This window comes from Desulfuromonas sp. AOP6, from assembly GCF_009731355.2.
In the GTDB taxonomy this organism is placed as follows: domain Bacteria; phylum Desulfobacterota; class Desulfuromonadia; order Desulfuromonadales; family SZUA-540; genus SZUA-540.
Window position 1 is genome coordinate 860,154 of the sequence record NZ_AP022810.1, and the last position, 25,120, is coordinate 885,273.

Below are 25,120 nucleotides of genomic sequence, written 5' to 3' on the forward strand. Positions count from 1 at the left end.
GATCCATTGTGGCCGGATTGTCTGGTCCACGCCGATTGTTTGTATCTGGTCGCAAGGTTCGCTACACGATTATAGCGTGACCTTGCGCAGCCGTAAGGCGTTGCTGATGACCGAAACGGAACTGAAGGCCATGGCGGCACCGGCGATCATCGGGCTGAGCAGGATGCCGAAGATGGGATAGAGCACTCCAGCTGCGATAGGTACACCGGTTGCATTGTAGATAAAGGCGAAAAACAGGTTCTGGCGGATATTGAGCATAACCGCGCGGCTGAGGCGTAAGCCACTCACAATGCCACGCAGGTCGCCCTTCACCAGGGTCAGGCCGGCACTCTCGATGGCAACGTCCGTGCCTGTGCCCATGGCGACACCCACATCGGCGGCAGCAAGGGCGGGCGCGTCATTGATTCCGTCACCCGCCATGGCAACGCGGTGTCCCTTAGCCTTCAATTCATTGACAATGCGTTGTTTGTCCTCGGGAGAGACTTCGGCATGTATTTCGTCGATCCCCAGTTCTTTGGCCACGGCTTTGGCAGTGCGCAGATTATCCCCTGTGCACATGACCACGGTGATTCCCATCTCGTGCAGCGATTCGATAGCCTCCTTCGAGGTTCTTTTGATCGGATCTGCGATGGCGATGAGGCCGAGGAGCTGATCGTCGCGTCCCGCCCAGATGACTGTCTTGGCCTCACCTTGCAGTCGCTCCGCTTCCTTCGTCAGCGCGGCGGGGATGGTGATGTTTGCCGCTTCGAGGAATGTCCTTTTGCCGATACGAATCAGCGCACCTTCGATTCTGGCCTGGACGCCGCCACCGGTCGTGCTCTCGAAGTCGGTGATGTCCGGCAGTTCCAGATCCTCTTGCTTCGCCTTATCGACAACAGCCCGGGCGAGGGGGTGCTCGGACTGAGACTCGACGGCCGCCGCCAGACGCAACAAGTCGCCGGTTTTAACCTCGTCTGGCGCTTGCGCATCGACAACTGAGGGCTTGCCCTCGGTGAGCGTGCCGGTCTTGTCGGTGATGAGGTGCGTGACCTTTTCAGCGCGTTCGATGGCTTCGGCGTTTTTGATCAGGATGCCGTTTTGGGCACCTATGCCGACACCGACCATGATCGACATGGGGGTGGCCAGACCCAGCGCGCAGGGGCAGGCGATAATCAGCACAGAAACGGCGACCACGATGGCGTAGGCCATGGCTGGCGCCGGGCCGAAGGCGGCCCAGACCGCGAAAGCGATCAGGGCGGTCAATACGACCGCAGGCACAAAATAGCCCGCGACCTGGTCGGCCAGTTTCTGGATTGGTGCCCGGCTGCGTTGGGCCTCGGCGACCATTTTTACGATCCGGGCGAGCATGGTTTCCTCGCCCACGGCCTCAGCGCGCATGACGAAGCTGCCGGTCTGGTTGACTGTGGCGCCGATGACTTTGTCATTCACGCCTTTCTTCACGGGAATCGGCTCGCCGGTGAGCATGGATTCGTCAATCGTGCTTTTTCCGTCGAGAATGACGCCGTCGAGAGGAATCTTTTCGCCGGGCCGCACGCGCAGGTGGTCGCCTTTTTTAATGGCGTCGATCTCCACTTCCTCTTCCTCACCGTCTTCCTTGACCCGGTGCGCGGTTTTGGCCGCGAGGCCCAGCAAACTCTGGATGGCTTTACCGGTCTGCCGCCGGGCGCGGGCTTCGAGCCACTGCCCGAACAGGATGAGGGTCGTGATGACCGTGCCCGCCTCGAAATACAGGGCGACTTCACCATGCATGCGGAAGGAATCCGGGAAAAGTTCCGGAAACAAAACCGCCACGACGCTATAAGCATAGGCCGCACCGACACCCAGCATGATGAGTGTGAACATGTTCAGGCTGCGGTTGACGATGGATCGCCAGCCTCGAGTGAAAAACATGCTGCCCGCCCACAGAATGACGGGTGTCGCCAGAATAAGCTCCAACCAGCCCTGAAGCTTCGCCGAAAGGAACCCTTCAAAGGAGAGCCCTGGAATCATGCTATCGAAAGCGAGAAGCAGAACGGGCAGGGTCAGCGCGCCGGCAACAAGAGTTTTGCGCTTCAAGCTCCGAATAGCCGCCTCTTCCTCTTCAGCGTCGTTGCTGGACGCACTCAAGGGCTCCAGATCCATGCCGCATTTGGGGCAGTTTCCTGGCCCCTGCTGGATAATTTCGGGGTGCATCGGACAGGTGTATTTCCGCGACGCAGCAGCCGGATCGGATGTTTTCGGCTGCGGATGAAGATAGGCATCGGGATCAGCCGTGAACTTCTCTCGGCATTTATCCGAGCAGAAGGTATAGGTTTCTCCCTTCCACTGTGCTGTTCCGCCTTTGGAATCGGAGGTGACCTCCATGCCGCATACAGGATCTCGCATGATTTACACCTTTTCTTTCGGGAATGAATTCATTGGAATATGTTTTCCAGATTTGCAGTACCGCCGTCTGTCTGTACTTTCGAAAAAAGAAAATTACATTAATTCTACTGCTTATGATCGATTTTGCTTGATTGGATCTCCCGTTTCTGTTTTTTGCAAACAAACAAAGGGTCATCCATTGCACCATGGGACCCCACTGCATTATGCCATTGCACCTGTTGATCGGCTGTCAACTTTGCCCACCATCAGCACATGGTCCAACTGTGTAAAACATTACAAACCAATGAAATTAGATACAAAACGGGTTCGCAGTGGGTCGCGGTTGGACGCCGTTGATGGGTCAGATTTCGATGCCGATTGACAGATCTTTGCTGGTCAGTGAAAATCGCCGGGTATTTACCAAAAAAGCTTTGGAAATCAGAATGTTCCGGGTGTGGTGCCTCATCACCCTATTACTCTACCTGCTGTGTGGGGTGGGCACCCGAGGGGGTGGCACTGATGAGTCAGACCACAAAAAAGAAAAAATTATCTGTTGACAAGGAAAATGAAAACCGTTATCAATTAACGAAATTGCGACAAGGCTGATGCCAGGCGAGGCAACCTGAAAAAATAGGAAACAATTCTCTACCTTGAGGTAGCCAAGTCAAGAGTTGACACTTGTTTACAAGAAAATAAACCGCTTTTCAGAAGAAGGTAAAAAGGATTGTCAAAAACATGCCAGCGAAAGGAGGAGAAATCATGGCTAATGCCCGGCAGGGCGTATCCGGTTTGAGTGCAGGCGACAGTGAAAAGAATAACCGGCGAACGTATGACAGCCCCGAGCTTTTTGGGGAATTGCGTGAGGTGTTCATCGAACATGCCGGCAAAGAGTATCGCCTGAGAATCACAAGCAACGAAAAACTCATCCTTACCAAGTAATCCATTTGGGCCTTTGCCCTAAATGAATCCAGCCAGCCACGTTTGCCTCTTTCGGCGAGACGAAGCCAGCCAACGCTACTTTCAACGTCTTTACGTCAAGAGGTATACGCATGTCACGTAGATTTACAGTCCCCGCTATTTCATCTCGTATTCTGTCCTTTTTGTCCCGTCGTTTTTCCTTTGCGGTTGTAGCACAGGGCCGGTTCCTTCGAACCGATGAAGAAAGGGTCATGGCCGCCCTCAGCAATTAGCTGGGTGGTCAGCTCCAAAGACGGCAGGGTTTGCCGGGCATCGGCTCGGTTAATGTCAAGATATTGTCAACCTAAGAGTTGCCCTGAATATTTAAGGAGATGTGGGATGAAAAAGAACAAGCTTTATTTATTGATCAATTGCTTCTTGCTGGTCATGGCCATGGGCGGGAGTGCCTGGGCACAGGAGAAGACGGCTTCTACAGCGGATGAGGCCCTCGAACTCGACGAGCTGAGCGTCAGTGCCACCCGCTCCAATACAGCTGTCGGTAAAACACCGCAGAAAATCACCATCGTAACCCGGAAAGAAATCGAAGATCAGCTCCTGATCACGCGTGACCAGGGCCAGGTATTAGGCAATCTGATTCCGTCCTATTCGCCCAGCCGGCAGAAGTTGACCAGCTCGGGCGAAACCTTTCGCGGACGTTCAACCCTTTTCATGATTGACGGTGTTCCCCAGTCCACCCCCCTGCGTGACAGTGCCCGGGACGCCTATACCATCGATCTGGAGATGGTCGAAAGGATTGAAATCATCCACGGGGCCAGCGCAGAGCATGGTCTGGGAGCCACCGGGGGAATTATCAATTTCGTCACGCGTCGTCCCCAGAGCGCCACTGCCAAGCAGCACGCAGGTGTACGTATTACCGCGCCGACGGACTACGACTCTGAAGGGATGAGCTACGAAGTTGATTATCGGGTCGAAGGAAGCCGCGGTAATTGGGACCTGCTGGCCGCTGCCAGCTACAAAGCCCGGGGACTCTTCTACGACGCCGACGGTGAACCGATCGGGGTGGACGGAACGCAGGGCGACATCATGGATTCGGACAGCCATGACGTTATGCTCAAGCTCGGTTACTGGTTTGATGAAAACCAAAACCTGGAGTTAACCCTCAACCGCTTCTATCTGGAAGGGGATCATGATTATGTCCCCGTCCCCGGAGATCGTAGCGAAGGGATAGCGGCTACGTCCCGGCAGGGATCTCCGGCTGGCGACGCGCCCCGCAATGAGTCCCTGACCACCAGCCTGGCCTATACACACGACAACCTGGCCGGCAACAAAGTGGCCCTTCAGCTCTATGGCCAGCGATTCCGGGCTCGTTTTGGGGGCGGAACGTTCGCAAGTTTTCAAGACCCGAATATCGATCCGAGTGGGGAGCTGTTCGATCAGTCCCAAAATGAATCAGACAAGCTGGGCGGAAAGTTGACCGTAAGTCGTGATGGCCTCTTGGCTAACCGGCTGAAGCTGACTGGCGGTATGGACGTGTTGCAGGACGAGACCAAGCAGGTTCTTGCCGAGACAGGTCGGGAGTGGGTCCCGGAGACGCGCTTTCGAAACTATGCCCCTTTCCTGCAGGCGGAACTGCGTCCTCTTAAGCGCCTGACTCTTCATGGCGGAGCGCGCTATGAGTATGCCAAGCTGGATGTAGACACTTTCCGGACAATTTATTCAACGAATCCGGCTGAGGGTGGCGTCACGGTAGAGGGTGGCAGCCCCAGCTTCGACGAGACTCTCTTCAATATCGGGGCGGTCTATCAGGCGACAGAGTGGGCTCAGATTTTTGGTAACTATTCTGAAGGATTTGGTATGCCGGATGTGGGCCGGGTTCTGCGCGGCATCGGCCAGACCGGTCAGGACGTCGATAACTTTCTCGATCTGCAGCCTATCCTTACTGATAATCGCGAAATCGGTCTGCGCCTGAACTGGGACCGTCTGGGGTTCGAAGTGAGCTATTTCGAGTCCGACTCCGATCTTGGCTCGCGCCTGGATAACGTCGGCGGCATCTTTGAGGTCCGCCGTGAGAAGACGGAGATCAAAGGGGTGGAGGCAAGTGCCCGACTGGACTTGACCGAGGTGCACCGGTTGAAAGCCTCCTATGCGAACATCGATGGACGCTACGATAGCAATGGTGACGGCAAGGTGGACAAGGATCTCGATGGGCGCAACATCTCACCGGACAGGTTCACCGCACGTTGGCAGGCTCGTTGGACGAACAAGCTCAATACCCATCTGCAGGCCAGCTTCTTTTTTGACAAGGATCACGAGAATCCCGAGCTTAACTTCAACGGCTATGAGCTGCTTGACGCCGGCGCCAGTTATCTCCTGCCGATGGGGCGCCTAACCGTCGGGGTCGAGAACCTGTTGAACGAGGATTATGTGACCTATTACTCGCAGTCAGCCACTACCCGCGATGATCAGTATTTCAAAGGGCGCGGGCGTACGGTGACCTTGGGCTACGACATTACTTTCTAAGCACATAACCCATGCGCCGTTTTTTGATCCAACTCCATAGATATGTTGGGCTTGTTCTAGGCCTGCCCCTGGCCTTGATCGGCCTTACCGGAAGTTTGCTCGTGTTCGACCATGCCTTGGACGAGTTTCTGACACCGGAAACCGTGACAAGGATAGAGTCGAGGTCTTCCGCGTCCTTGGCGGCGGTGCTGGCTTCGGCCAGCGCCGCTGCCCCCGGTGAGGAGACGCCGGTCAGGCTCCACCTGTCCCGGCAGCCCGGCAGTTCGCATGTTGTGCGCTTTCCAGCGCCAGAGGGTGCTTCCGGGCCGCTGGAAGTCAGCGTGGCACCAGAAGACGCAAAAGTTTTAGCTGTGCGGACGTGGGGTGAGTATCCCATGAGCTGGCTGTACCGGCTCCACTACACACTGCTCGCCGGGACTACGGGCAAGTACCTCGTGGGAGTCTGCGGTATCGGTTTGCTGGTCATTTGTCTAAGCGGCATCTATCTCTGGTGGCCTCGGCGACGGGGGGGCTGGGTCAGAGCGCTTTCGGTGAAGCGCGATCGCGGAACCTTCCGCTTTGCAGGTGATCTGCACAACCTGGTTGGTGTCCTGCTTCTGCCAGTGCTCCTTCTGGTAGCATTCTCCGGAGTCAACCTGGTTTTCCCCCATGTCACCAAAACACTGGCAGGATCGGTCACTACCTTCGATCAGCGGCCGAAACCCCAATCAGGCTCAGGAAAAATTCCCTTGAGCATCGATGAGGCGGTGGACATCGGCCGTCAGCTCTATCCTGCTGCTGTCCTCAAACGTGTTTTTTTGCCCCAGGGGGAAGCCGGTGCCTTTGAGCTGGCTCTCAAGAAACCTGGCGAACCCTGGTCCTCCCATGCCGTTACGACTGTCTGGGTGGACCAATACAGCGGCAAGATCCTGGCGATATGGGATGCCGACCATATTGCCTTTGGCAGCAAATTGCTCGCCTGGCAATTTCCTTTGCACAATGGAGATGCCCTGGGCCTGGCGGGGCGCTGGCTGATTCTTCTGACCGGTACGGCCCCGGCCCTGCTTTTTGGCACAGGCCTCCTGATGTGGCGGCAAAAGTACCGCAAGTGCGCAACTACCCAAACGATAATTAAAAGGTAACTAAAAATGCGACCGTTTTTCCCCTCTGTCTTTGCAATTTGCCTGCTGGTTCTACAGGTTTTTTTCTCAAGTTCTCTGCACGCGGAGGACGCGCTGGGCTCAGCCCTGGCAGAGACCATAGAGACCAATCAGGCCGCCCGTCTATCCCAGAAAAAAGTCGACGCCCTGGACGACGAAACACGAGAGATGTTCGAGCAATACCGTGCTGTGCTTCGTGAGAACGAGAGTTTGCGTACTTACAATGACCAGCTGCAGCGTATGACCGATGCGCAGCAAGAGGAGATGGTTTCTCTTGACCGGCAGATTGCCGAAATCGCCTCTACCCATCGGGACATCGTCCCTTTGATGCTGCGCATGGTCGATGCCCTGGATAACTTCGTGGCTCTTGACCTGCCCTTCCTCCCCGAGGAGCGTGGTCGGCGTCTTCAGAATCTGCGTGAATTGATGGATCGTTCTGACGTTTCGGTGTCCGAGAAGTACCGGCGTATCCTTGAGGCCTATCAGATCGAAAATGACTACGGCCGCACCATCGAGGGGTATCGGGCGGAGCTTGCCAGTGGAGATGTGACGCGAACAGTCGATTTTCTGCGCCTGGGCCGGGTCGGGCTTTATTATCAGAGTCTAGATGGGCGAGAGGTGGGACACTGGGACCGAAGTGCCGGTGCCTGGCGGCACCTGGATGCGGACTACCGCCAGTCGATTCGGGACGGTCTGCGCATCGCCCGCAAACAGTCGGCTCCTGATCTGCTAACCCTGCCCGTGAAGGCGCCGGAGGTGATCCAATGAAAACCCACGTTGTTCTTGCCCTGGTCCTGATGGCGCTTTTCCCGTCCCTTCTGCTGGGAGCGACCCCGGCTGATTTCGACGAACTGTTGCGCGAAGTAAAAACGACGCAGAGCCGTGAACGCCGTCTGAACACCGAACGTGAAGAGAGCTTTCTGAAAGAGAAGACGCGCCGGAATGACCTGCTGCGTGAAGCCCGCATGGAACTGGCTGCCGAAAAGCGGCGCGGCGATCAGCTGAGGTATGTTTTCGATTCCAATGAAAAGCAGCTGACGACCAAGGAGGCCACCCTGCGCGAACGATTGGGGGTATTGGGCGAGCTGTTCGGGACAGTGCGACAGAGCGCCGGTGACCTCAAGGGGGTGATCGACCAGTCGCTGGTGTCCGCCCAGTATCCAGGCCGGAGTGATTTTCTCCAGCGGCTTAGCCGGACCAGGGAACTGCCTAACGTGGACGAGTTGGAGCAGCTGTGGTTTGTCCTGCTTCAGGAGATGACCGAATCGGGGAAGGTGGTGAGCTTTCCCGCCGAGGTGGTCGCTGGCGGCGGCGAGCGCCACGATGCGATGGCCACCCGCGTCGGCGTTTTTTCCGTAGTGGCGAACGGGCGCTATCTCCACTACCTCCCTGAGTCAGGGCGGCTGGCCGAGCTCCCCCGACAACCTGCCGGGCGCTACCTGAAGCTCGCTGAAAATATCGAGTCCGTTCGCGACGGCGTGACACCTATGGCGATAGATCCCAGTCGAGGTGCGATTCTTGAAGCCTTGGTGCAGTCGCCTGGTCTTGGGGAGCGCATCCGCCAGGGGGGCTCTGTTGGCTTCCTGATTCTGGCTTTGGGAGGAATCGGTCTTATTCTGGCGGGCGAACGTCTGGGCTACCTGGCCCTGATCGGCTCCCGGGTGCAGCGGCAGTTGAAAAACCTCGCGGTCCCTTGCGACGACAATCCCCTGGGCCGTGTCCTTTTGGTGCCCTCGCAAGCCCGGTCCACCGAACCAGAAACGCTTGAGCTGATGCTGGATGAAGCGATATTGCGCGAGGCGCCCCGGCTGGAAAGGGGGCAGGCGATGCTGAAGCTGCTGGCGGCGGTAGCTCCCTTGCTGGGACTGCTGGGAACAGTCACCGGGATGATTGCCACCTTCCAGTCCATTACCCTTTTCGGCACCGGTGATCCCAAGCTCATGGCCAACGGCATCTCGCAAGCGCTTGTAACCACTGCCCTTGGCTTGGTGGTCGCCATTCCCCTTGTCTTTCTCCATAACCTGGTCGCCTCACGCAGCAAGTCTCTGGTTCGTCTTCTCGATGAGCAGAGTGCGGGGCTGCTGGCTACCGGCTTGGAGGAAGGCAAATAATGAGTACGCCTTTTTCCGCACTGGGGGCCGTGTGGACCTTTCTGGAGACAGGTTCTTACGTGCTGTGGGCCATCCTCTTGGCTTCCCTTGTCCTCTGGTCCCTGATCATCGAGCGTGCCTGGTACCTGCGCCGGGTCTATCCGGAACGGGTACGCTCCTGGCGGGAAGAGTGGGGGCAGCGGCAGGAGCGCTCGTCCTGGTGTGCCAGACGCATTCGGGAGGGGATGATTTCAAGGGCTGGTATCGAGCTGGGACATTCCCTTTCGCTGATCAAGACGCTGATCGCCCTCTGCCCCCTCCTTGGCCTGCTTGGTACGGTCACCGGCATGATCGAGGTCTTCGATGTCCTTGCGGTAACCGGCACGGGGAACGCCCGCGCCATGGCGTCCGGCGTCTCTCGTGCAACGATCCCCACCATGGCCGGCATGGTGGTGGCTCTGTCGGGAATCTACTTCAGCGCCCGCCTTCAGCAGCAGGTCCGTCAGCAGTCCCAGCGGTTGGCGGATTCGCTGCGCTTCGACGAGGAATTTAGTCATGAAAACCCGTAGACACTTCTCCTCCCAGGAGGAGGACGCCGAAATCAACATGACGCCGATGCTGGATATCGTTTTTATCATGCTGATCTTCTTTATTGTCACGACCTCTTTTATCAAGGAATCGGGGATCGAGGTCAACCGCCCCGATGCCAAGAGTGCCCAACGCACGGAACGCGGTAATATCCTGATCGGCATCCGCCAGAATGGCGAGATCTGGATCGATCAGCGGGCTGTGGATGTGCGTGCGGTTCGCGCCAATGTTGAGCGGCTGCTCGCCGAGAACCCAGAAGGTGCTGTCGTCATTCAGGCCGACCGGGAAGCCTCTACCGGAACCCTGGTGCAGGTGATGGATCAGGCCAGGCTGGGCGGTGTCACCAATATCTCCATTGCTGCAAATGCGGAGGCACACTAGCTATGCGGTTCGTTGGTGCTCTCTGTGGCGGTGTCGTCGTCACTCTTTCCCTGTTCTGGATGATGCAGGCCATGACCGCCGCCGATACACATCTTGCGGAGGACAGCGGGCGCATCAGGATGATCGAATTTACCCGCTATGATCGGGAATCCCAGACCAATGTACGTCGCAGGGTACTGCCGGAAAAACCCAAGTTACCTCAGCAGGTGACAGCCCCCAAAATGGTATCCACCGCGACAGTGTCGCCCCCGAAGATTCCCCAGGTCGCCATGGCGGCCCCCTCTGTGGAGGTTCCGGTCAGCTTGGTCGGAGCGCCATCATTGGCAGGGGTGTTGTCGGGAGTTCCAACCGGTATGGGGCTCGGGGTGAGCGGAGGTGAGGCTGATCTTATCCCTCTGGTCCGAATCACTCCTCTTTATCCGCGCATGGCGCAGATGCGTGGTCTCGAAGGAGAGGTCCGGGTCGAGTTCACGATTACCGAAACAGGAATGGTCATGAATCCCACCGTTATCGATTCGAATCCTCCGGGAGTTTTCGAACAGGCGGCGCTGGCGGCCATCATGCGTTGGAAGTTCAAGCCGAGGATGGAAAACGGCCAGGCCGTTTCCCGTCTGGCGACCCAGATCATCACCTTTAACCTGAACGAATGAGCTCATGATGAAAACCGGACCTACACTTCTTTGTCTGCTCGCTTCTCTTGTGCTGTTTTTTTCGGTGGCGTTTCCAGTCCAGGCGAGCCGACCTGGTGAAGATGGGGGACAGAACTCACCTGTCCTGCCTCAGGGGACATACAGGGCTTTGGAAGAGATTCACACCCTCATGGACAATGGTTCTGTCGATCAGGCCAGGAAAAATCTTTTGCGCCTGCTTGACCGTGTGGAAAAGCGCCCTTACGAGAAAGCTGTGGTGATGCGGACGTTAGGGTATCTCCACGTCTCCGCATCGGACTATGCCGAGGCGGCCCGGTGTTTTGAACAGGCGCTGGCAGAGCCTCTTCTCCCCGAGGGACTCTATCTGAGTACCCAGTATGACCTGGCTCAGATCTACATGAGCCTGGATGATGTTGAAAGGTCCATCAAAACCCTGGAAGGTTGGTTTGTCCGCGCCACTGCCCCTTCGGCAGAAGCCTATCTTCTCCTAGGCAGTGGCTATGCGCAGCTCCAAAAGTTTCGAGAAGCGATTACTCCTTTGCGCCAGGCGATCAAACTCGCCAATAAACCGAAAGAATCATGGTACAGATTACTTTTGGCTGCCCACTATGAAGTCCGTGACGAAGAGGCCTGCATTAGGCTGCTGGAGGAGATGATCCGGCATTTCCCCGAGAAAAAGGAGTTTTGGCAGCAGGCGGCTTCGCTGTTGTTAAGCAGAAATGAAAACTGGCGCGCTCTCTCTATTCTGGAGTCAGCCCACCGGCAGGGATTGCTGACCGAAAGCTCTGAGGTGCTGAATCTGGTCAGAATCTATGCCTACCTGGAGCTGCCATATAAGGGCGCTCTGACGATGGAAGAGGCTCTTAAGACTGAAAAGCTTGAAATGAGTCCAGAGAATCTGGAACTGCTTTCAGAACTATGGCTGCAGGCACGGGAGACCAGGCAAGCCGCTGTTGCCCTGGAAAAAACCGCTCAAATAAAAGCCAGTGGTAAAGCCTACCTACGTCTGGGACAGATTCACTATGGTGCAGGTAACTGGCAAGACGCATCTGTGGTGCTGGAAAAGGCGCTGGCAACAAAGACGGCCGATCGCGAAGGGGAGGCGTGGCTGTTGCTTGGCATGTCCCGCTATGAACTAGACCAACGTGTACAGGCGAAGGAAGCTTTCGAAAAGGCCGAAAGAAATCCCCGTGTTCGGGAAGCGGCACAGCAGTGGCTGGCGTTTCTGGCTCTTTCCAACGAATCCTGAACCTTCATGTGCGCCTTTATTTCTCCCTTTTAGGTTGTCTTCCTCGCTTGGGCAGTCTGGCATGATTACCGCTTTTTTCTTCCCTGTCCTCGGTTATAATCATGTTTATACCCAGAATAGGGGCAACCCGGATTATGCTGTCATAAAGGGAAAACGACCATGACCTTCCTGCTGCTGCTCGCTGGACTGATTCTTCTTGTCCTCGGCGCCGAAGGCCTGGTGCGCGGAGCATCACACTTGGCCGCCGGCTTTGGCATTTCGCCCTTGATCATTGGTCTCACAGTCGTAGCCTTCGGTACCAGTTCGCCGGAACTGGCCGTCAGTATCAAGGCTGCACTATCGGATCAGGCGAGCATCGCTCTGGGGAACGTGGTCGGCAGCAATATTTTTAACGTCCTCTTCATCCTTGGGCTCTCGGCCCTCGCAGCACCGCTGGTGGTTTCGCAACAATTGGTGCGTCTTGACGTGCCCCTGATGATCCTGCTCTCGGTGCTGATGTTGGTCTTCGGTTACGATAACAGTTTCAGCCGCCTCGACGGGGGGTTGCTCTTTGCCGGTCTGATCTCCTACATTTTCTTTTTAATCCGCCAGAGTCGCAGAGAAAGTGCTGCGGTAGAGCAAGAATATGCCGGAGAATTCGCCGCGGAGGACCGGGACGAACCCGGCTGGCTGAAAAATTCCCTCTTGGTGGTCGGCGGCCTCGCACTGTTGGTGCTCGGCTCACGCTGGCTGGTGGAAAGTGCTGTGACTATCGCCCAGGCTCTTGGACTGAGTGAAGAGGTCATTGGCCTGACCATCGTGGCCGCCGGCACATCACTGCCCGAGGTGGTGACATCGTTGATCGCCACTTTGCGCGGTAAGGTCGATATCGCCGTGGGCAATATAATCGGCAGCAATATTTTTAACATCATGGGCGTTCTCGGCTTGGCAAGCCTCATCTCGCCAACGGGAATGGAGGTTTCGAGTGCACTGTTGCGCTTCGATATCCCCATCATGATTACCGTCGCCGTCGCCTGTCTGCCCATTTTCTTTACCGGCAACCGCATCAGTCGCTTTGAAGGCGCTATTCTGCTCGGCTATTACGCGGCCTATACCCTTTTCCTGATTCTGGCAACGTCTCAACATGCCGCTCTGCCCCGGTTCAACGCGGCGATGCTCTATTTCATCCTGCCTCTGACCGCTCTGACCCTGGGTATCGTGGCTCTGCGGGAGATCCGCGCCAGAAAAGGTCGCCACTCACCATAAGCCATTGACTTTAAGCTAAGTCCCCGAGGTATTCGTCCAAATGTGGTGCACAAGTGAATCTTAAAAATATTCAGTAGACGTTTGTTTGGCGGCCAGAGTCTTGGGCGACCTGAGAAACTTTACCGTGCGAGTCCTGGAGGTCGAACAGGCGGTCGCGATAGCGATGAACCCATGGAAATTCAGGGGCCTTTCCGCAAGATCACACCCTAGGGCAATAGATGCAGAAAGTTGCCGATTGACATTTTGCCGTCTTTTATATATAGGGTATACCCCTATATACTATACATTGGGAGGCAATTATGGCTCTATGCGGAACCGATCAGGACAAGGAACGCCTGATCAAACGGCTTAACCGAATTGAAGGTCAGGTTAGGGGCCTTTGCGGAATGATTGAGAATGACAGGGACTGCATAGAGGTTCTCCGTCAGGTCGTCTCTGTTTCCGGTGCTATCCGTGGGGTTTGGACCCAAATCGTTGGGGATCATTTGCGCGGCTGCATCCAGAACGCGACTCTCCAGAACGATAATCGGGACCATCTGATTGAAGAACTCATAGAGCATCTCGGGAAAATGCGGTAGAGGCTCTGGGCATAAGCAGAAATACGGGAGCAGGAATAATATGCATGCCGACACGATAAGACAGATCCGTCATGAGCACGATTTCGACGGAGATGCCCGTGACAACGAAAATCGGACATTGAAAGTGCTCGTCCTCACCGGCATCACGATGTGCGTTGAAATCCTCGCCGGGGTCTTGACTGGGTCCATGGCTCTTCTGGCCGACGGATGGCACATGGGGACCCATGCTTTTGCCTTGGGGATCACCTATTTTGCCTACATAATGGCGAGAAGGTACTCAGGTTCGTCGAAGTTCGGTTTCGGAACCGGTAAATTCGGCATCCTGTCCGGTTATACCAGCGCATTGTTTTTGGGTGGCACGGCCCTTTATATGATTGTCGAGTCGGTTGGCCGTTTTTTCAACCCCGTAAGGATTTCTTTTGATGAGGCTATTCTTGTCGCGATAGTCGGTCTAGCGGTCAATGTTCTGAGTATCTGGATGCTTCACGGTAAAGAAACCAGTCATCACGACCACAGCCATGACCATGAACACGGACACCATCATCATGACCACAATCTTCGGGCTGCCTACCTGCATGTTCTTGCCGATGCCTTGACCTCCGTCCTGGCTATTGTGGCGCTGGTGTCGGGGAAATTTTGGGGCTGGTCATTTCTCGACCCCGCTATGGGGATTGTCGGCGGAATTTTGATAGCCCGATGGGCATGGGGCCTGCTCCGGAGCAGCGCCTTCATCCTGCTTGACGGAAATGGTGACAAGGACGTCCGGGATGCTGTGGTCCATGCGATTGAATCAGATGGCGACAGTGTTGTCGGCGACCTTCATATCTGGCCTCTCAATTCGAACGTTCTCGCGGCCGCGATAACCGTCGTCACCAAGGAAAAACGAAACCCATCGGAATATTGTTCTCGCCTATCACATATCGCCAGGCTGAAACACACGACGATTGAGATTCATAACTGTACAAATCAGCTTTGTGCCTGTAATCAGAGCTGATGCCGGTTTGCCTGCTGAAATAGCAATTTGGACATCATGACTCTTCCGTTTCGACATACGAGGACGAAATACTTCCTGGCTCCAATGCTGGTGGTGGCCTTCCTGTGCATTTCTCTCTGGCAGTCTTCCCATGTTCATCATCAACATGGTTCTGAAGACGGTGAGTTGACGCTCGGACACATCACGTTGGTGCCCGGGCCCCTGGACGGAAATCACGGCGACGCGGAACCCCACGGGGAGCACAGTCATGAGGCGCCGGATAAAACCGCGCATGTATATAAACACCAGACCAGCTGGAAAACTTTTCGCGGCAAGGCGGGTGGCGACAGTAAATTAAAGATGCTCGCAGTGCTCTGTGCGCGGGACATCCCTATCCCCGCCCCAGAAGCCCGCACCATACAAGCTCCCTATGTCTTTGGAGGCAGCGGCACTTGGATTGTCGGCCGTCCCCCCGCCCGCGCCCCACCCGTCATTTATAGTCTTGCCTGATCCTTCACTTTATTCTTCCAATCGACTGTTTTTCAAAAGGAACGCTATGAAAATGTTCAAAAACTACCGGGCCGGAAGTGGCCTGACGTGGTGCTTTGTCCTGTTGGCGCTTGTCCTGGTTGGTGCGGCAGATGCGCTCGCCCACGGTGTGACCGCAGGTGACAAAGGATATATTCAGGAAATCAGCGGTGCCATGACCCTGCCCTTTATTTATCTCGGAGCCAAGCATATGGTCACCGGCTATGACCATATCCTTTTTCTCTTTGGGGTTATTTTCTTTTTGTATCGCATCAAGGACATCGGCGTTTACGTCACCCTGTTCGCCGTAGGCCATTCGGTGACGTTGATCGCCGGGGTTCTGATGAATGTCAGCGTCAGCGCCTACCTCATAGACGCCATCATTGGCCTGTCCATCGTTTACAAAGCACTGGACAACATGGGTGCGTACCAGCGTTGGTTCAGCTTTCAGCCCAACACCAAGTTGGCCACGCTGATCTTCGGACTTTTCCACGGGTTCGGCCTCGCCACCAAGATTCTGGAATACGAAGTGTCCGCCGATGGTCTGGTGACGAATCTGATCGCCTTCAATGTGGGCGTGGAGCTGGGGCAGCTCATGGCCCTGGGTCTGATCCTTATCGCCATGGGATACTGGCGACGCACCAGAGGATTCATGCGTCATGCCTATGGTGCCAACGTACTGCTCATGACGGGAGGTTTCCTGCTCGTGGGATATCAGTTGACCGGCTATTTCGTCTCCTAACCCCTCAACCACATAATTTCATAGCAGAAAAGGATATAATGCCATGCAACATGCACCAAATCCGGCAGATCTGCCCTCAAGCGCAAAGCTCATCAAGTCCACCATCGTGGCCGCCGTGGTGGCCGCCTTCCTTCTGGTCGTCGCAATTTTACCCGCCGAGTACGGCATCGATCCCACTGGGGTCGGCAAGGTTCTGGGACTGACCAAAATGGGGGAAATCAAAGTTTCCCTGGCGCAGGAAGAAGCGGCGCAGAGCACCGAGGAGCCCGCAGCCATAACACCCGCTCAACCAACTCAAAACATTGAACAGAAGTCGGTCGAGACAGTCACCGACCTGCGGAAGGACAGCCTGAAATTGACCTTGGCCCCCAACGAGGGCAAGGAAATCAAGCTGACATTGAACAAAGGGGAGCGGGCACGCTACGTCTGGTACACGGACGGGGGGGCCGCCAATTTCGACGGTCACTCCGATTCCGTCAAGCACAAGATCAATTACAAAAGTTGGCAGAAAGGGCGCTCCCAACGTGAAGAAGGGGAGCTGGTCGCAGAGTTTGACGGAAAACACGGGTGGTTCTGGCGCAATCGCACCTCAACGTCGATGACGATTACCCTTCAGGTAGAAGGAGAACACTCTGAGATCGATGAGGTCATCTGATCTTTTATAGCCCAGTCAAACCAAAACGCCCGCAGCTTGTTGCGGGCGTTTTGATTGAAAACCTTGCATCGAATATGGAGAGGGCTGAGTTCAAAGGTCCTAAGTTTGTCGTGGGGGATTGAAAAGCCTCTTTACAAATAAAGCGGCTAAATCCAAATGTTTGCTACGGGTGCGCGGGTAGAGAAATCGCGCACCCGTTCTTTTTGAGCTTTCGGCAAGGTCTGCACTTGTGTTGAATTCTCCACTGGTTGTTTGTCTGCTGAACATAAACTTTAGGGCAGGTGACAGTGCCCAGTATTTAGATTTTCTGTAGCGCCTATCTCTAAACGCCTACGATTACCATATTGTGGGCGTTTCCTATAAGGCTGGACATTCGTGGCACTATTAGATGGCGATCAAAGTCCATCGAGCAAAAAGAACAGGGAGTATGGCTTTTCTCACCAACCCTCATAATTCAGCAGGAGCTCACAAAGAATTTGGGTACACTCGTGATCCAGATTGTAAGTCAAGCCGCAGATTGACTTGATGCAGTCGATACGATCCACCAGTTCTTCACCCCAGACCGGATCATAAAAACTTACCATCGCCGCTATGAACTGCTTTACGCCACCACTTTCCCTGGCAAAAATGGCCTCAACCGCTTGCGGCAGAGGTTGTAGATCATTCTTGTCCTTAGCTGTAGCGAGTGTTCCCGGGCCGAACAGTTCGGGGCCGAGGTAGGCGACGCCACGTTTCCATGCATCAAAAAAAAGGACCTTTTTCCGTTTCGTCTGCTCCATGGCATTCAATACATTGTCCTTGCGCATAGCCCTCTCTCAATAAGCTTCTGGTTTGTATGCACAGTATATCACTGGTCTCTGGACTAGAAACGCCCCCAATGACAAGATCGTGAGCGTTTCTGATAATGCGCAATTTTTATACACAAATTTCCAGGCGAATTTTATATGCCGCCTCAACAAAGAAGGGGATTCGAGAAGAACCCGGCACAAAGAGATGGCAGCCTCTCCAAGGTGGAGAGATAATTGCCGAGATAATTTGTAATTGTATTCACTCAAGCCACTACTTCAACTGAAGCGCTCACTTACACTCCTCAGGTTTCCCCTGGGGGGATCTCGGGAGCCCCATTGCTTGCTGATGGCGCATGCTCCTCGATCTCTTTAGTCTTTCCGGCGAACAGTGCGCGGGTTTTGAAAGCATTGACGGTCATGGCAATCGCCGCCACTTCCTCCATTTCCGCTTTCGTTGCCCCGGCCTGCCTCGCACCTGCGAGGCCGAAGTCCGTTCAGGGATCACATCCGGCGGCAAGTGCCGCTCCCAAGGCGACCAGTTGTTTTGTTTTATGGTTGAGGACACCGGGTGCCAAGGCGGCATCCATGAACTCCTGAAACTTATCCAGCGGATCAGCCATGTCCCGCTCCTCGCAAAGGTTATTGGGCGATGTCCCGGCCGTAGGCTCTTTCTTCATGGTGACGCAATACAAATCGCGCGGAAGACTTCCCTCCGTCAGGCGCTCAACTCCCAGGGTGGTATAGCCCTTGGCCAGACTTCGGATCTTTTCCGTGGTGAAGAAGTGGACGACGAAGTCGCCTATCTGGTAGATATCCTCGCCCAGATGTGTGCCAAACCGGTAATGCTTATCCCGGTCGCTGCGCACGGAATAGACGACAAGGCCGCCAGGCCGCAACACTCGGAGAATCTCGCCGAGGATAAAGTCAATCTCTGCGGTCGATAGCTCCATGCACAGCAGCATGTGTGAGTAGCAGGCATCAAAGGAAGCATCGGGGAAGGGGAGAACTTGCCTGACATCGTGAACCCGGGAGACGACCATCGATGACACGCCGGCCGTTGCAGCCTTCTCCAGGGTGGTGGCCACGGCGGCATCCGAATAGTCCAGTGCCGTTACGTGAAGATCGTTGCGCGCTAAAAAAATGGTATCTCGTCCTTGGCCACAGCCTAGTTCCAGCAGCGACCGCACAGCCTCGCGTCGGAACAGTTCCAGGGACTTTTTCGCAAATTCGCTGGGTCCCTGTCCGAAGAAGGCCATCTCCTCAATGAACACCTTGTTCCACTGAGATTTCTGTTCGATTTTTTGTCTATTCTCTGACGTCATGTGCTGGCAGCCTCGCTGTCAGAGAGTTTACAGCTTGAGACTCAAATGTCACGACTTTTAAAGCACTGAAACCCCGCTCGGATCACCGGGCGGGGTATTCTCATAATTCAGGAACCGTAAGAAAAAATGGTACGGCCTTTCGGAAGTGGCAAAAAACCACCAGGACGAAATTTCGGACGCTATCCTCCCTTTGACTTAAGGAACTGACTGGGCTAAATTGACCAAGTCTTTTTCGTCTGCCATTAAGGAGGTGGAGGATGGTATCGGCCCTGATTAGATTCAGACGAATAACAAGCCTCCGTTGCTTGCATTACGCTGGCCGGCGGTTTTTCGTTTTGGGCTCTAATTTTGAGTTGTCTGTCTAAGGGGGAGCTTAAATCATGAGCGAGAAAAACCGTTCCTATCGAGTTCAGGTCCAATCGGACTACTTGAATAAAATCACCCGAGCTGATCCGGTACAAGCACTAGAAGAATTAATTTGGAATAGCCTGGATGCCGACGCAACCACTGTGGAGGTTCATCTTGAATATAACGACCTTGATACTCTCTCAGCCATCATCGTCAGTGATAACGGTTTTGGAATGCCTTATTCTGAGGCTCCGGGTTTGTTCCAGAACCTGGGCGGATCCTGGAAAAGGTTAGGAGGCAGGACCAAAAAGGAAGGGCGTTTTCTTCACGGCCAAGATGGACGAGGCCGGTTCAAAGCCCTAGCGCTCGGGCTTGGGGCTGAGTGGGAGGTGACTTACGAAAAAGGAGCGGAGCTTTGGACCTATAAAATCAAGATTACGGCAGACGATATTCAAGAGGTCGTTATTTCTGAAGAGAAACCTGCTCCTGCTCAGAAAAGACGAGGTGTGCTCCTCACCATTACCGAACCACATAGAGACTTTAAAATATTGACCAGCGACGAAGGAATTCAAGCTCTTAATGAGACGTTCGCCCTGTACTTGACTGATTATCCGGCTGTCTCGATCCAAGTTGATACAAAAAAGTTGAACCCGACCAGCGTGATCGCCACCCGGCATTTTGCCAACCTAAGCGACATTGTTGAGGGCGGAAAGCATTATCCTGTGCGGCTTTCAGTGATTGAGTGGAAGACGTCGACCAACCGGTCATTCTACCTTTGCAATGAAAGAAGACTTCCACTGATTCGTGTTTCGCGAAGACTCCAAGCTGGCAACTTTCAGTTTTCGGCCTATCTCTCCTCAGATTTCATTACAAAATTTCAAAAGGAAAATACATTGGATTTTTGTGAATCCAATCCCTTCATCAGTAAGGCACTCCTCGAAGCCGTTCAAAATATCAAGGATTATTTCCGCGAGCGGGCAGCCCAAGAGGCGAAGACATTGGTGGAAGAGTGGAAAGAAGAGAGGATCTATCCCTATGAGAGCGAAGCCGCAACGCAAGTAGATCGGGTTGAGCGACAGGTCTTCGACATTGTAGCTGTTAATGTCGCTAGGTATATGCCTGACTTCGCCTCGACTCCTGCCAAGAGCAAGGCTCTCCATCTAAGGTTGCTTCGTCACGCCATGGAGCAGAGCCCCGAGGAGCTTCAATTCATCCTTGAAGAAGTATTGAAACTGCCGAAACGAAAGCAAGCGGAATTGGCAGACCTGCTCCGTAACGTGTCCCTGTCAGCCATCATTAGCGCCGCCAAAGTTGTCGCAGATCGATTGAAATTTCTGGATGCTTTGGAGAGTATTCTGTTCGATGCAGAGTTCAAAAAACATCTCAAAGAGCGGTCACAGCTCCATGGAATCATTGCACAAAATTGCTGGCTATTTGGTGAAGAGTACAACCTCTCTGTAAATGATCAGTCGCTCACAGAAGTGCTTAGAAAACATAAAAAGCTGATAGGCGAAGACGTAATTATTGATGAGCCCGTGAAACACATTACGAAAACCACTGGCATTGTCGACCTCATGGTGTCTAGGGCAATCCGATGCCACCGGGCAAACGAGCTGACGCATTTGGTCGTGGAATTGAAAGCACCTAAGGTTAAAGTCGATCGGAAAGAGATTCCACAGATCGAAGAATATGCATTCTCGATTATGGAGGACGAGAGATTCAGGAATTTAAATACAAGATGGGTATTCTGGGTTATCAGTGATGATTTTGGAGATTACGCAAAAAATCGGATACAGGATTCATCTGGCCTAATCCATCAAAAGAATAGTATCTCCATTTTCGTGAAGACATGGGCGCAAGTGATTAATGAGAACCGTGCGCGACTCCAATTCTTCCAAGAGAAGCTAGAGTACCAAGCAGATAAAGGTGCATCAATAAAACACCTGAGGGACCACTATGAGGAGTTTATCCAGGGGGTAATTACCGTGGAAGAAATTGAAACTCAGGATGATGTTGAAACTGAAACAACAACATGAATGGGTGTATCTATAATAAGAATGTTACGGGGAAAAGGATGGGTGACCGAGGAAAGGAAAGGAGAATTGGAGTGGTGCCCTACAGAGCTGTTCGTTCTTCGGCCAAGAAATGCGGGTTTATGAAAATGTCAGCGAATTTCACCTGGAAATACATCTCCGACTGGCACGCAATAGGCTGGGGCCTTAGGCAATGAAGATAGAGAAGGTTCTCATAAAGAATTTCCGCTGCTTCGGTCCGAGAGGGACCAAGATCAAGCTGGAACGCTGCGTCACCGCGTTCGTTGGCGGCAATGGCTCAGGCAAAACGACAGCCTTTCAGGCGCTGTTGCGTCTTTTCGGCGTCACACCTACGCAGCGAAACGTTCGGCGTCAGGACTTCCATCTGCCAGCCGACCAGCAGGAGCTTCAGTCGGGGGCGATTCTCTCGATCGAGGTGTTCTTCTCCTTTCCAGAGGTGGAAGGCCTTGATGAAGATGCCGCCGAGGATGCGGTCCCGGAATTTTTTCTCCAGATGGCCGCTTCCGCTCCGGGCGCTGCGCTAAAGGCAAGGATGAGGCTGCAGGCGACGTGGACCGATGACGGCACGCCGGAAGGCAGCATTGAGGAAGATCTCCGGTGGATTACAACGCTTGATGACGATTTCGAGTGGGACGACTGCAAGCGGGTGCAGGCCGTGGAACGCGGCTCCATCCAGCTCATTTATGTCCCGGCTGCGCGCGACGCCTCCGGGCAGGTGACCGCCTTGCTCAAGGGACGCCTTTGGCAGGCCGCGAAATGGTCCGATCGGTTTCGGAACGGCAGCGCGGCAAGTGCCCAGGAGATTCAACGGCAGTTCGAGTGTGAGGAGCCTGCGCGTTTTGTGATTGAGCGCCTTTCCAGGCGCTGGAAGCAGGTCCACGAAGCGGATACCGACTCCACGCCCATCCTACGCCTCGTCGACAGCCGGTTTGAGGACCTAGTCCGCAAGGCCGAGTTTGCCTTCTTTCCCGACGAGGCAGGGCAGGAGCGCTCGCTCGCGGACCTCAGCGACGGTCAGCGCTCTCTCTTCCATATCGCGCTCACGGCAGCGACCCTGGAAGTCGAGAAGGACGTATTCGCGCAGCCTGCCGAGGAGAGTTCGTTCGATCAGGAGAAGCTGCGGCGGACAAGCCTGACATTTCTTGCGATCGAAGAGCCCGAGAACAGCCTCTCCCCCTTCTTTCTCTCCCGCATCATCGCACAGGCGCGGGAGATCGGCGCCTTGTCATCGGCGCAGGTCGCGCTATCAAGCCATTCGCCGGCGATCCTCAGCCGCATAGAACCGAAGGAGGTACGGTACTTCCGGCTCAACTGCAAACGGTGTGCCTACGTCCGGCGGCTTACGCTGCCGAAGGATGATGAAGAAGCTAGCAAGTATGTCCGCCTCGCCATCAGGGCCTACCCTGAGCTTTACTTCGCCCGCTTCGTAATTCTCGGCGAGGGTGATTCCGAGCGTCTCGTAATCCCCCGGATTGCTGAAGCTATGGGCGTTCAGCTTGACTCATCCTTCGTGCCGATCGTGCCTTTAGGCGGAAGATATGTCAGCCATCTCTGGAGACTTCTAAACGACCTCCGCATCCCTCACGTGACCCTCCTTGACCTTGACCTTGGAAGGGCGCACGGCGGCGCTGCCCTGATTGCTGATGTGGTCGCCAAACTGGGAGAGATAGACAACGATCTTAGTGAGAACGCCATCGTCCAAGCAGGTACAATCGATCCCGACAATGTGGATGCCATCGAGGACAGCACCCTACTGGATGAGGGCGAGGATAACGACTGGTTGCGAGCCCTGAAAGAGGAAGGGATATTCTTCTCTTTTCCACTAGATATAGATTTTGCGATGCTGAGAGCTTTCCCTGAGGCCTATCAGCACCCCAACCCCGGGGGCCGCGGGCCGCGCGGCGGCACCTCCGTAATTCGCGAGAAAAAAGCTGTCACCCTGAAGACCGGCGGCGATCCCGAGCTGTACGATGAATACTACGATGAGTTCAAGTGGTATCCGTATTTGTTTCTTAACCGAAGCAAGCCGGAGACGCATCTCGCCGCGCTCGCTCGTATTGAAGATGACGACCTCACCGGAAACGCACCACCCGAGCTGACAGCGTTGATCGAGCATCTGATGGAAGTGCTCGACGTTGAGGATGATGAATGAGCCTCGTGCGACCTGAAGATTGGAGGCCGCAAGGGGTCGCTGATCTTGAGCCGCGCGCATGGGAGGCGCTGCTGCAGACGGAGCGAAGCGTTCTCGTTACTGCGGGGGCAGGGGCTGGGAAAACGGAGTTTCTGGCGCAGAAGGCAACGTACCTTCTCCAGACCGGCTTGTGTCCTGCGCCGAAACGCATACTTGCAATCAGCTTCAAGCGCGATGCAGCTCGCAATCTGGCAGAACGGGTAGCGAAGCGCTGTCCGCCTGAGCAAGCCCGGCGCTTTAACTCCTATACCTTCGATGCATTCGCGAAAAGTCTTGTGGACCGCTTTCGCGCGGCGATTCCAGAACCCTACCGTCCTCCGGCCGGCTATCGCATCGTGACGCCGCGCAGGTTGGACTACGAGGATTTTCTGAACACCCACAATTTCCGCGGTGTGAACACCCAGCAGCTAGAACGTGCGATAGCTAGGGAGCGATTGCCGGTTGCTAATGCAGGCTCGGAGCTTCAGCGCGCGGTCGCGAAGTATTGGCGCGTCCAATACTTCGAATATGACCATGTCCTGCTGTCATTCCCAATGATCAACCGGCTCGTCGAACTGCTGATTCGGGAGAACCCGTCAATCCTCAACGCTTTGCGTCTCACATATCCAGTCGTGTTCCTGGACGAGTTTCAGGACACAACCTCTGCCCAGTTTCAGTTCCTGCGTACCGCTTTCGATGGCAGCAATGCCATCTTAACAGCCGTTGGGGATGACAAGCAGCGCATCATGGTGTGGGCGGGCGCTCTGCCTGACGCTTTCGCACAATTCGAGCAGCAGTTCGATGCGCAACGGATTTCGCTGATTTGCAACTGGCGCTCGCATAAAGACCTTGTCCGGATTCAGCACGTCATCGCCAGCAGGATCGATCCCACCGTCGAGGAGCCTGAGGCTCGCGCCGACCGACTGGTTGATGGAGACATTGCGGCGATCTGGGAGTTTGCGAGCGAGGAGGAGGAAAGTGATTGTCTCCCGCAATGGATCGAGCGCGAGGTCCAGGCGGGAAATATTGAACCGCATGACATTGCCATTCTCGTGCGCATGCGGGCTGATGAAGTGGAGAGGCAGCTTTCGCCCGCATTCCAGGCGCACGGTCTCAGGTTGCGGAATGAGGCACGTAACGTGGGCGATATTGCCATCCAGGACCTACTTGGAGAGGATCTGACGCAGATACTCCTGCACCTGCTGCGTCTTGGAGCGGAGGAGAGAAGCCCTGAGAATTGGAACGCCGCCCTGCGGGACTTGCAGTTTCTCGAAGCCCTCGATCCAGCCGATGAGGCTGGACTGCAGCGCTTGCAGGAACGCCTGCAAAGGTTTGTTCGCAAGATGCGCCGGACGTTCCGGCACCTTGACTCCATACCGGAATCTGTAACCGAAGCCGCGCATGCGGCTCTTGATTTCATCGGGTCCGAAGTTTTGCGTCGAGCTTTCCCCTCTTATCAACGTCAGCCTGATTTTGATCGTGTCTGGAACGGGTTCTTGCTGTTCCTCGGAGAATGCCTCGTGCACGCTGAAACTTGGACAAACGCGCTCGATAAATTCGAGGGGCTAGGTCAGGCCACACTCATGACGATCCACAAGAGCAAAGGGCTCGAATTTCATACAATGATATTCTACGGGCTCGACAATCAGACATGGTGGAGCCTAACGCCCGGCCGCATGGAAGAATTGAACTCCTTCTTCGTGGCATTTACCCGCGCGAAGCAACGGGTATTTTTCACGATGTGCACCGAACGCGGTCAGCCTGTGAGTTGGATTGAAAACCTTCTTGCTCCCGCTGGAGTTCGGCGCGTCCATTTCTGAGGTTTTTCATTTTTTGTCC

Annotated in this window: 22 protein-coding genes; 19 read left to right on the plus strand and 3 right to left on the minus strand. The window is 54.8% G+C overall.

Annotated features, from left to right (window positions below):
- Positions 1–69: 69 nt before the first annotated feature.
- Positions 70–2,364 (minus strand): heavy metal translocating P-type ATPase, encoded by a 2,295-nt coding sequence (locus tag AOP6_RS04110; RefSeq protein ID WP_155875354.1) that lies wholly within the window; start codon positions 2,362–2,364, stop codon positions 70–72.
- Here AOP6_RS04110 and AOP6_RS04115 point away from each other — a divergent pair.
- The 16 genes from AOP6_RS04115 (at position 2,363) to AOP6_RS04190 (ending at position 16,599) form a co-directional block, all read left to right on the plus strand.
- Positions 2,363–2,725 carry a hypothetical protein gene (locus AOP6_RS04115; RefSeq protein ID WP_155875355.1) on the plus strand — a complete coding sequence of 121 codons (363 nt, stop codon included), beginning with the start codon at positions 2,363–2,365 and terminating at the stop codon, positions 2,723–2,725. The genes AOP6_RS04110 and AOP6_RS04115 overlap by 2 nt on opposite strands.
- Before the next feature lie 377 nt (positions 2,726–3,102).
- Complete coding sequence (locus tag AOP6_RS04120) at positions 3,103–3,282, plus strand: hemin uptake protein HemP (protein WP_155875356.1); 180 nt, start codon at positions 3,103–3,105, stop codon at positions 3,280–3,282.
- Between the two features lie 357 nt (positions 3,283–3,639).
- Positions 3,640–5,781, plus strand: a complete 2,142-nt coding sequence (locus AOP6_RS04125; protein ID WP_213194752.1) for a TonB-dependent receptor — start codon at positions 3,640–3,642, stop codon at positions 5,779–5,781.
- 11 nt (positions 5,782–5,792) lie between these two features.
- Entirely contained in the window at positions 5,793–6,902 is a 1,110-nt protein-coding gene (locus AOP6_RS04130) for a PepSY-associated TM helix domain-containing protein (RefSeq protein ID WP_155875357.1), read from the plus strand.
- 6 nt (positions 6,903–6,908) lie between these two features.
- On the plus strand, positions 6,909–7,688 hold the full coding sequence (locus tag AOP6_RS04135; protein WP_155875358.1) for a DUF3450 domain-containing protein: 780 nt from the start codon (positions 6,909–6,911) through the stop codon (positions 7,686–7,688).
- Positions 7,685–9,031 (plus strand): MotA/TolQ/ExbB proton channel family protein, encoded by a 1,347-nt coding sequence (locus tag AOP6_RS04140; RefSeq protein ID WP_155875359.1) that lies wholly within the window; start codon positions 7,685–7,687, stop codon positions 9,029–9,031. The genes AOP6_RS04135 and AOP6_RS04140 overlap by 4 nt, the downstream gene beginning before the upstream one ends.
- Positions 9,031–9,579, plus strand: a complete 549-nt coding sequence (locus tag AOP6_RS04145) for a MotA/TolQ/ExbB proton channel family protein (RefSeq protein WP_155875360.1) — start codon at positions 9,031–9,033, stop codon at positions 9,577–9,579. Before AOP6_RS04140 ends, AOP6_RS04145 begins: the two co-directional genes overlap by 1 nt.
- Positions 9,566–9,979 (plus strand): biopolymer transporter ExbD, encoded by a 414-nt coding sequence (locus AOP6_RS04150; RefSeq protein WP_155875361.1) that lies wholly within the window; start codon positions 9,566–9,568, stop codon positions 9,977–9,979. The genes AOP6_RS04145 and AOP6_RS04150 overlap by 14 nt, the downstream gene beginning before the upstream one ends.
- A 2-nt stretch (positions 9,980–9,981) precedes the next feature.
- Positions 9,982–10,629, plus strand: a complete 648-nt coding sequence (locus AOP6_RS04155) for an energy transducer TonB (RefSeq protein ID WP_155875362.1) — start codon at positions 9,982–9,984, stop codon at positions 10,627–10,629.
- Between the two features lie 148 nt (positions 10,630–10,777).
- Positions 10,778–11,878 carry a tetratricopeptide repeat protein gene (locus AOP6_RS04160; protein ID WP_213194753.1) on the plus strand — a complete coding sequence of 367 codons (1,101 nt, stop codon included), beginning with the start codon at positions 10,778–10,780 and terminating at the stop codon, positions 11,876–11,878.
- A 159-nt stretch (positions 11,879–12,037) separates the two neighbouring features.
- Complete coding sequence (locus tag AOP6_RS04165; protein ID WP_155875364.1) at positions 12,038–13,123, plus strand: calcium/sodium antiporter; 1,086 nt, start codon at positions 12,038–12,040, stop codon at positions 13,121–13,123.
- Positions 13,124–13,422: 299 nt separating this feature from the next.
- On the plus strand, positions 13,423–13,701 hold the full coding sequence (locus AOP6_RS04170) for a metal-sensitive transcriptional regulator (protein ID WP_155875365.1): 279 nt from the start codon (positions 13,423–13,425) through the stop codon (positions 13,699–13,701).
- 40 nt (positions 13,702–13,741) lie between these two features.
- On the plus strand, positions 13,742–14,695 hold the full coding sequence (gene dmeF / locus AOP6_RS04175) for a CDF family Co(II)/Ni(II) efflux transporter DmeF (RefSeq protein ID WP_155875366.1): 954 nt from the start codon (positions 13,742–13,744) through the stop codon (positions 14,693–14,695).
- A 36-nt stretch (positions 14,696–14,731) separates the two neighbouring features.
- Entirely contained in the window at positions 14,732–15,184 is a 453-nt protein-coding gene (locus AOP6_RS04180) for a hypothetical protein (RefSeq protein ID WP_155875367.1), read from the plus strand.
- Positions 15,185–15,230: 46 nt separating this feature from the next.
- Positions 15,231–15,944, plus strand: a complete 714-nt coding sequence (locus AOP6_RS04185; protein WP_155875368.1) for a HupE/UreJ family protein — start codon at positions 15,231–15,233, stop codon at positions 15,942–15,944.
- Positions 15,945–15,987: 43 nt separating this feature from the next.
- The gene (locus tag AOP6_RS04190) at positions 15,988–16,599 is read left to right on the plus strand and encodes a transmembrane anchor protein (RefSeq protein WP_155875369.1); all 612 of its coding nucleotides are present in this window, start codon (positions 15,988–15,990) and stop codon (positions 16,597–16,599) included.
- A 437-nt stretch (positions 16,600–17,036) separates the two neighbouring features.
- On the opposite strand, the gene AOP6_RS04195 is transcribed toward AOP6_RS04190, so the two are convergent.
- Together AOP6_RS04195 and AOP6_RS04205 are read right to left on the minus strand one after the other, a co-directional pair.
- Positions 17,037–17,405: a hypothetical protein gene (locus AOP6_RS04195; protein WP_155875370.1), complete on the minus strand. Its 369-nt coding sequence runs from the start codon at positions 17,403–17,405 to the stop codon at positions 17,037–17,039.
- Between the two features lie 284 nt (positions 17,406–17,689).
- Positions 17,690–18,709: a methyltransferase domain-containing selenoprotein MduS gene (locus tag AOP6_RS04205; RefSeq protein ID WP_346015138.1), complete on the minus strand. Its 1,020-nt coding sequence runs from the start codon at positions 18,707–18,709 to the stop codon at positions 17,690–17,692.
- Between the two features lie 380 nt (positions 18,710–19,089).
- On the opposite strand from AOP6_RS04205, the gene AOP6_RS04210 reads away from it, so the two are divergent.
- The 3 genes from AOP6_RS04210 (at position 19,090) to AOP6_RS04220 (ending at position 25,101) form a co-directional block, all read left to right on the plus strand.
- Entirely contained in the window at positions 19,090–21,093 is a 2,004-nt protein-coding gene (locus tag AOP6_RS04210; protein ID WP_155875373.1) for an ATP-binding protein, read from the plus strand.
- Between the two features lie 190 nt (positions 21,094–21,283).
- Positions 21,284–23,263, plus strand: a complete 1,980-nt coding sequence (locus AOP6_RS04215; RefSeq protein WP_155875374.1) for an AAA family ATPase — start codon at positions 21,284–21,286, stop codon at positions 23,261–23,263.
- Positions 23,260–25,101 (plus strand): ATP-dependent helicase, encoded by a 1,842-nt coding sequence (locus AOP6_RS04220; protein ID WP_155875375.1) that lies wholly within the window; start codon positions 23,260–23,262, stop codon positions 25,099–25,101. Before AOP6_RS04215 ends, AOP6_RS04220 begins: the two co-directional genes overlap by 4 nt.
- The last annotated feature ends 19 nt before the right edge of the window (positions 25,102–25,120 follow it).

Excerpts from the sequence above, each read along its gene's own strand:
- AOP6_RS04115 (WP_155875355.1), top strand. The coding sequence starts at position 2,363 with ATGATTTACACCTTTTCTTTCGGGAATGAATTCATTGGAATATGTTTT.
- AOP6_RS04110 (WP_155875354.1), bottom strand. The coding sequence starts at position 2,364 with ATGCGAGATCCTGTATGCGGCATGGAGGTCACCTCCGATTCCAAAGGC.
- AOP6_RS04120 (WP_155875356.1), top strand. The coding sequence starts at position 3,103 with ATGGCTAATGCCCGGCAGGGCGTATCCGGTTTGAGTGCAGGCGACAGT.
- AOP6_RS04125 (WP_213194752.1), top strand. The coding sequence starts at position 3,640 with ATGAAAAAGAACAAGCTTTATTTATTGATCAATTGCTTCTTGCTGGTC.
- AOP6_RS04130 (WP_155875357.1), top strand. The coding sequence starts at position 5,793 with ATGCGCCGTTTTTTGATCCAACTCCATAGATATGTTGGGCTTGTTCTA.
- AOP6_RS04135 (WP_155875358.1), top strand. The coding sequence starts at position 6,909 with ATGCGACCGTTTTTCCCCTCTGTCTTTGCAATTTGCCTGCTGGTTCTA.
- AOP6_RS04140 (WP_155875359.1), top strand. The coding sequence starts at position 7,685 with ATGAAAACCCACGTTGTTCTTGCCCTGGTCCTGATGGCGCTTTTCCCG.
- AOP6_RS04145 (WP_155875360.1), top strand. The coding sequence starts at position 9,031 with ATGAGTACGCCTTTTTCCGCACTGGGGGCCGTGTGGACCTTTCTGGAG.
- AOP6_RS04150 (WP_155875361.1), top strand. The coding sequence starts at position 9,566 with ATGAAAACCCGTAGACACTTCTCCTCCCAGGAGGAGGACGCCGAAATC.
- AOP6_RS04155 (WP_155875362.1), top strand. The coding sequence starts at position 9,982 with ATGCGGTTCGTTGGTGCTCTCTGTGGCGGTGTCGTCGTCACTCTTTCC.
- AOP6_RS04165 (WP_155875364.1), top strand. The coding sequence starts at position 12,038 with ATGACCTTCCTGCTGCTGCTCGCTGGACTGATTCTTCTTGTCCTCGGC.
- AOP6_RS04170 (WP_155875365.1), top strand. The coding sequence starts at position 13,423 with ATGGCTCTATGCGGAACCGATCAGGACAAGGAACGCCTGATCAAACGG.
- dmeF (WP_155875366.1), top strand. The coding sequence starts at position 13,742 with ATGCATGCCGACACGATAAGACAGATCCGTCATGAGCACGATTTCGAC.
- AOP6_RS04180 (WP_155875367.1), top strand. The coding sequence starts at position 14,732 with ATGACTCTTCCGTTTCGACATACGAGGACGAAATACTTCCTGGCTCCA.
- AOP6_RS04185 (WP_155875368.1), top strand. The coding sequence starts at position 15,231 with ATGAAAATGTTCAAAAACTACCGGGCCGGAAGTGGCCTGACGTGGTGC.
- AOP6_RS04190 (WP_155875369.1), top strand. The coding sequence starts at position 15,988 with ATGCAACATGCACCAAATCCGGCAGATCTGCCCTCAAGCGCAAAGCTC.
- AOP6_RS04195 (WP_155875370.1), bottom strand. The coding sequence starts at position 17,405 with ATGCGCAAGGACAATGTATTGAATGCCATGGAGCAGACGAAACGGAAA.
- AOP6_RS04210 (WP_155875373.1), top strand. The coding sequence starts at position 19,090 with ATGAGCGAGAAAAACCGTTCCTATCGAGTTCAGGTCCAATCGGACTAC.
- AOP6_RS04215 (WP_155875374.1), top strand. The coding sequence starts at position 21,284 with ATGAAGATAGAGAAGGTTCTCATAAAGAATTTCCGCTGCTTCGGTCCG.
- AOP6_RS04220 (WP_155875375.1), top strand. The coding sequence starts at position 23,260 with ATGAGCCTCGTGCGACCTGAAGATTGGAGGCCGCAAGGGGTCGCTGAT.